Raw genomic sequence first — 6498 nt, 5'->3', positions numbered from 1 at the left:
TGCCGGACGCGTTGGTGGTGGCAAGAAGTTCAATCTCCGAGCCGGCCGAAAGCGCATAGCTCACAGAGGTCCACACCCTGTCGTGACCGCCGCCCGAAGCCTCAATGACTACGTCGAATGCGTTATCGACGCGGTAGGTATCGTTGCCCAGACCGCCGGACATTCTGTCAGCACCACCTCTGCCGTCCAGAACGTCATCAAAATTGCCGCCCTTCAGGATATCCGCCGCATCCGTCCCGGTCAGGTGCTGCTCCATCACGTTCGGCGCGGCATAGGCGCGGACGTAGTCGACGACCATCTTGTACGTGCCGGACGCCTGCTCGACCTCTTTGGGATTCATGGCCAGCGAGACCACCATATAAAGTGGCGTGCGGAAGAACTCGTTCATTGGAAAGCGGCTCAACTCTTGGCCGTCATAGTAGACGGTGATCCAGTCCGTCGTGATCCTCGCGCCGTAGGTGTGAAACGCCCCATCGAACATCGAATCGGCCAGGCGCGTATAGTCGCCCCGAGCGTAACTTTCCGAAGTGCGCAAGTGCACCGCCCGGTGATGACCATCAGGATCGCCGCCATACGCTTCAACGATGTCGACCTCAGGACGCGGTACGGAGGTATCCTGCGGCAGCATCCAGAAAGCCGGCCAGGCTCCCGCCCCGCCGTGAAAGGCGGCGCGCATCTCGAAATACCCGTTCACTTGCGCGAAACCCTGGCCGGCGCTGTTAACCGTTTGCATCGTTCCCGACTGCCAGACGCCGCCCGCCTGCTTCATGGTAATGGTCAGCTTCCCGTCAGAGACAGAGAACGGATTCGTTGCTCCCACCGGCGACATGAACGTAGCGGCCCCGTAGGGGGCGTGTACCGGCGCGAACCACTTGCCGATGCCGTTGTTCGGCACAACATCAAGCGTGTTGAACTCGTCAGAAAAGGAGAGCTTGAACCCCGAGAGGTTCAGTTTCGATCCCTCGTACTGTCCGGTCCAATCGCCAGGAAGATCCGTCGCAGCCATTGATGGGCACCTCGTTCTCTCAACATTCTTGCGGTTACCCCACCAAGGCCTAATCGTGTAGTGGACACCCATTCCGTCGCAATGCGGCCAGTACGGTTATCCCCAACATTTCACGAGAAATTTGGGAGATGTCGCAAATCGGTTGACGTAGCCGGCACACGATACTGCGAATCCTCCGATACCGTGACGCCGGGCTCGAACGCGCCGCAACCAGCCGCTCCTTCACCGCCCGCGACCAGCGCCGCCGGCGCTGCACCGAGGTGATCACTTCCACGCGCGGAATCGTCATAGGATTCCTCCCAGGATTATTCCCCGGACTTGCAATGTTCGTCCTAAGGCGACAAGGCGGCCTTCACCGTAGGCTTGTAGGCCGGCGGAGGCGGCCTTCAGTCGGGGTTTCAAGAGGCTCACGGGCGTCTCGCCAGCGGGGTGGCGCGACGGTCGGCGCAGATAGGATGGCCGAACGTCCGTTTTCTCAATCCGATTCGGACCTGCAATCTCGCCTCCGGAATGACCATTAGGGGTCAGTGAACGATCCGCTCGCGGGATGGCGCGGGCTTCGAGGCTTGCGCTTTATCGGCAGCATCGGTGAGGTGATCGATCAGGGGTGACGGACGGCCATCGGCCTCCGAGCATGAAGTGTCAACCTTCAGCCTGAGAGGAGCATCCGATGACCGTCCCTTCGCATCCATCCGGCAGCCCGCTTCGCGAGCGCATGATCGAAGACATGTCTCTGCGCGGTTTCACCGAGAATACGCGCCGTAACTATATCCATTGCGTGAAGGCGTTTGCAGCCTTTATCGAGCGATCGCCTGATACTGCGACGGCTGAGGACCTGCGCCGTTTCCAAGTGCACCAGACCGAGAGCGGCATGCGGCCGCCGGGGATCAACAGCTTGGTCTCGGCGCTGCGCTTCTTCTTCACCGTGACGCTCGACCGGCTCGATCTCGCGCGCCGTCTCGCCGTCGTCCGCCAGCCGCGCAAGCTGCCGCTGGTGCTGAGCGTCGAGGAGGTGGCGCGGCTGCTCGAAGCTGCACCCGGGCCCAAGTACAAGGCCGCCCTCGGCACGGCCTACGGGGCCGGCTTGCGGGTCTCCGAGATCGTGGCGCTCAGGGTGACCGATATCGACTCGACGCGCATGCTGATCCGTGTCGAGCAGGGCAAGGGGCGCAAGGATCGTCACGCCATGCTGTCGCCGCAACTGCTCCATCTGTTGCGCGCCTGGTGGCGGGTGGGCAAGCGCCGCGGCGTGATGCTGCCGAGCTATTCCCGAGCCGCAACCCAAGGCCTGACCGAGCGCGCCATCGCGCGCACGCTCGGGGTGAGCAATGGGGTCGTGCATGGTTACCTGCGGCGTGCCCGTCTTGCCGGGCTGAGCTGGCCGCTGCCCGAGGGGATGGATGACGAAGGGCTTGAGCTGCTGCTCTTCCCGGCGCCGAAGGCGGCTTCGCAAAGCCCTCGGCGGCCGGTGCCCCATTGGAGCTATGTGGAGAAGGAGTTGCGCTGCCAACCCTGATGGCTTGGGCTATACGTGGTTTTGCACGACCTTCGAGGCCTGGAAAGGGCGCGCGCGCCTGACGATGCGCCAGACGCATCTGGGCGGCGAGAAGGTGTTTGTCGATTTCGCTGGCGACACTATCGACATCTTCGACCCCGTCACCGGGCGAAGCGCACCCCATGAAGCTGTTCGTCGCGGCGATGGGCGCCTCGAACTACACCTACGCCGAGGCGTGCCCGAGCCGACTGGATCGGCGTGCACACGAACCTTTTTGCCTTTCTGGGCGGCGTGCCGAAGTTCGTGATCTGCGACAATCTCAAGGCTGCCGTCACCAACCCCGATCACTACGACCCCGGCCTCAACCGAACCTATGCCGAGATGGCAAGCCATTACGGCACCGCAGTGCTCGCGGCGAGGCCGAGACGCCCGAAGGATAAGGCAAAGGTCGAGGTTGCCGTGCAAATTGCCCAGCGCTGGGTCCTGGCGCGGCTACGCAATCAGCGCTTCTTTTGTCTGGCGGAGCTGAACGCCGCCATCCGCCTGCTCGTCGCCGAACTCAACGCCCGCCAGATGCGCGGCTTCGGCTCCAGCCGCGCCGAACTCTTCGCCGAGATCGACAGGGAACTGCCGGACCAGCCATACGTCTTTGCGCGCTGGAAGCGTTGCCGCGTCGCGCCCGACTATCACATCGAGGTTGACGGGCATTGGTATTCCACGCCCTACCGCCTGATCCGCGAGCTCGTCGATGTGCGGGTCGCCGACAAGACCGTCGAAGTCTTCCACAAGGGGCAGCGGATCGCCAGCACGCCCGTGCGCCCAACCGGCGCGGCCATACGACCGTTGCCGATCACATGCCGAGCGCGCATCGCCGCTACGGCAAGTGGACGCCGGGGGAACTGATCGCGGCCGGCGAGAGGATCGGGCTTTCCACCGCCGCCTTCTTCCAGACTGTCATCGCTGACCGGCCGCATCCCGAACAGGGCTTTCGCTGCCCCCGCTCTTGACGCAGCCGCAAACACCTGAATCAATGAACAGGTCGGTCGAAGCGGCTGCTCATGATCGCGTGAAATACCTGCTCGCGATCATCCGAGGCCTCCACCTCAGCGATAATCCAAGGGAACATTGATGATCCTGTGTCGGGAAAAATCAAGGGGAATGTTTGTAGGAAATTTTCTAAGAGGGGATCAGAGAAACCAGCACGGAGCGAGCCTCTGTTTAACGCTTAGCCAGCCCGCTAGGCACCTTCTTCGGTCGGCCCCTGTTTGGCCCGATCAATAGCCGCGAGTAATGACGCTAGGGTCGGCGGCAGTTCTGGTTCGACTTCTAGCCTTAACAGCTTGTGTATGTGACGACGATTGTCTTCCGAATGAATCAATTTCCGAACTGCTTTGGAGACAGACGCATGACCTTCTTTGTTTCTCTTTGTCATGTTCGGGGCGTCCCTTCCCAGTCAGCCGCAACTCGCGTAGGCGCGGATGAGGGAACGATGTAGGCCCTCGCGGGTTTAGAGCTCGCAGCGGTCGATTCTTCGTGGATGTGCAGCCACTGTGGGGGGCCATCGCCTCTCCCTCACCGGCGACGGGCTCCTTTCGCGAGGCGGTGTTGGTCAGAGACACATAGAACCTCATACCGCAATCCAATTTAGCTAGTTGTCCTTGGGGGGAGTAACGTCCCCTCCTCTTTTGCAGCAGCCAGGAATGCCTTGCGGGCCTCCTCAGGTTCCATCTCGTCGAAAATCACTGCGATGCAAACGCGCACCGCGAGGTCCCAGCAAGGGCCACGCTTGGTCCACTTCATCAGCTCCTCGCCGGCTGCCTCGGCGTTGTTGACGTTGCGGATGATCCCGAGACGCTCGGTCTTGACGGGGACCGGAGGGTTGAACCAGTGGGGGGCCATGAAGGGACCTCAGGGCGGCTAGCGGGTTTCGTCCTAACCGGCTCAGCGATGAGGACGGTTAACCGTTTGTTAGGCATGTCTGAGTCCGTGACGGGCTGTTTCCAAAGGTTCATCGACGGTTGTCCGAGCGGTCGGTACGAAGCCGGTATACGCTTGCCGCGGTGGGCACTTGCATATATTTCGGCAGCGCGCCGGTCCTCGCGACAGACCGTGTTGCCGTCGCGGCTGCCGCCGTCGAGACATACGCGGCCCTGCCAGGTATGCGGCGCACGACCAGTTGTCCGCAAACGTCGTCTCTCCCAGCGGAAAATTTACTGATGGCCGATGCACTGCCGCTCGAACAGAGACACCCGTTACCTGAGATACTCTTTATCGAATCCGGCTGTTTCAACCAGCTTCTTGCGGTTGATCACCTCTACATGGCCTGACTTGAAAGAGACGAGATCGGCCTTGCGAAGTTCCCTTAATGTTCGGTTGACGTGAACGGTGGTCATTCCAAGAATGTCGGCCAGTTCATTTTGGGTAAGGGAACAATCATATCTTCCATGGGCCGACAGCCCAACCATGGAGAGCCTCTCCTCCAACTCGAGCAGGAAATGGGCCGTGCGCCTCATCGCGTTCCGCCGCCCGGTATTCATGAGATGTTCGGCAAGGATGGCGTTCAGGCGGGCCACGGAGGAGGCGATCTTCTTGCCGAGGCGGCCGTCCGACAAGATCGCCTCTACCAGTTCCTTACTGGAAATTTCATAAACGGCTAGTTCGGTTATGGCCGCCAGTGACGCTAGACGGGGTCCGTCCGCACCACGGAAACCGACAATGTCCCCCCTAAGAGGAGTGTCGATGATCTGCCGTTCTCCGTCCAGTAATCCCTGGTAAAGGATAGCCCAACCCGATTTTACGATGAATATCTCGCTGTTGTCGTCATCCTGGCGGCATATCACCGAATGGGGTTTGTAGATTTTTGCGGTAACACCGAGAAAATCGTCGTTCCCCCACTCGTTCTTCGACAATGTCCCCCCCTATGGGATGAGAGCTTATGAACTGCAATAATGTTTGCATGGAGTATCACGAGGTTGCTTCTATTTCCCATCACCTTCAATATAAATCTCCATTATCTCCCAGATAATTTCGACAGAACGACCTGTTACCCTAGGGGCGGGCTGGCCTACTGTCCTCATCTGTTTGAATGAGGTAAACTGCGTTTAGCTAGGAGTGCTGCAAGGGCGGTTAAGCCTCCGAGTATCCACCGTAAGGAGGAGTGCCTGCCGCGTCCTGCAGTTGCGGGATCTTAGGCTACGCCCTTTGGCTCTCTTGCCCGGAATACCCCCCTGCCGAAAGATGAGCCGTCGAACAGCGTCCTGCGTGCGCATAACCAGGGCCAAACCAAGCGGGAGGCTCGATCAACAATGCAGGTCTCTTTACCGGGCTTGCTGGTGTGCGCGGCTATTTTGGTCGTTGCCTACTATCCATATCAGATAAGCCTAATGTAAATCATGATCTGGTCATTGAGCGGACACGGCGGCGCACTCGGGTTGGCGCTATTCATCCGGTGAATATGTCGAACACGCAAAGGGAGGACGAGATGGGACTGGTTAAGTCATTTGCCGCCAGATGCTCGCCTCGCCCAGCCAGGAATATACCAAAACGCTGTGGGCCGTGCGCAAGCTCGCCAAGCCCGAAGTTCCGGCCGATGAATATCTGCTTACGATAGACAACGCCGTGACCAGGCCGAGGCCAAGGCGACCTGCGCTTGCCCGGTCCATGCCGCGCCAGTCCTTCGGCATTCAGGATTGCGCCGACGCGGAGCAGCCAGCCGACCCATTATAGACCGCGACGGACGATGTACGGCCGATGAGCCGCGAGCGTAACCATTGGCGTAAGTGGAGTGTTTCACGATCTCAATTGATTGGCTCCGCCAGGTTTCCAGCTGGCTGCCACCGGGCACGTTCCAGCTGGAGTAGACAATGAAATATTCGAAACTGACTTTTTGGGCGGTGACCTGCCACGGGTAATTTCCTCCATCTGAGATTAGAGTCCGGCCTCGATTGAAGGACGGACTGATGAAGAGAAAGCGGTTTACGGAAGAGCAGATCATCGC

Annotated in this window: 3 protein-coding genes and 2 pseudogenes; 2 read left to right on the top strand and 3 right to left on the bottom strand. The window is 60.0% G+C overall.

The annotated features are described in order from the left end of the window. Positions 1 to 1006 (bottom strand): glycoside hydrolase family 16 protein (locus NKH23_RS34155; protein ID WP_352917456.1); only part of this gene is annotated, 1006 nt, incomplete at its 3' end. Positions 1007 to 1676: 670 nt separating this feature from the next. On the opposite strand from NKH23_RS34155, the pseudogene NKH23_RS34150 reads away from it, so the two are divergent. Both NKH23_RS34150 and istA read left to right on the top strand, forming a co-directional pair. Beyond that, a pseudogene (locus NKH23_RS34150) lies at positions 1677 to 2240 on the top strand (tyrosine-type recombinase/integrase); the annotation flags it as partial. A gap of 18 nt (positions 2241 to 2258) precedes the next feature. Continuing rightward, a pseudogene (gene istA, locus NKH23_RS34145) lies at positions 2259 to 3493 on the top strand (IS21 family transposase); the annotation flags it as partial. A gap of 652 nt (positions 3494 to 4145) precedes the next feature. Here the strand turns inward: istA and NKH23_RS34140 are convergent. Further along, positions 4146 to 4400, bottom strand: a complete 255-nt coding sequence (locus NKH23_RS34140; protein WP_352722186.1) for a DUF982 domain-containing protein — start codon at positions 4398 to 4400, stop codon at positions 4146 to 4148. Between the two features lie 353 nt (positions 4401 to 4753). Continuing rightward, positions 4754 to 5410, bottom strand: a complete 657-nt coding sequence (locus tag NKH23_RS34135; protein WP_352917458.1) for a Crp/Fnr family transcriptional regulator — start codon at positions 5408 to 5410, stop codon at positions 4754 to 4756. Between the last annotated feature and the right edge of the window lie 1088 nt (positions 5411 to 6498).

Source organism: Mesorhizobium sp. M1328, assembly GCF_040318075.1.
Classification (GTDB): domain Bacteria; phylum Pseudomonadota; class Alphaproteobacteria; order Rhizobiales; family Rhizobiaceae; genus Mesorhizobium.
Note: the sequence above shows the minus strand (reverse complement) of the source record. Positions and strands in the feature narration are given on the sequence as shown.

Bases quoted from the DNA above. Each gene is read 5' to 3' on its own strand.
- NKH23_RS34140 (WP_352722186.1), bottom strand. From the start codon at position 4,400: ATGGCCCCCCACTGGTTCAACCCTCCGGTCCCCGTCAAGACCGAGCGT.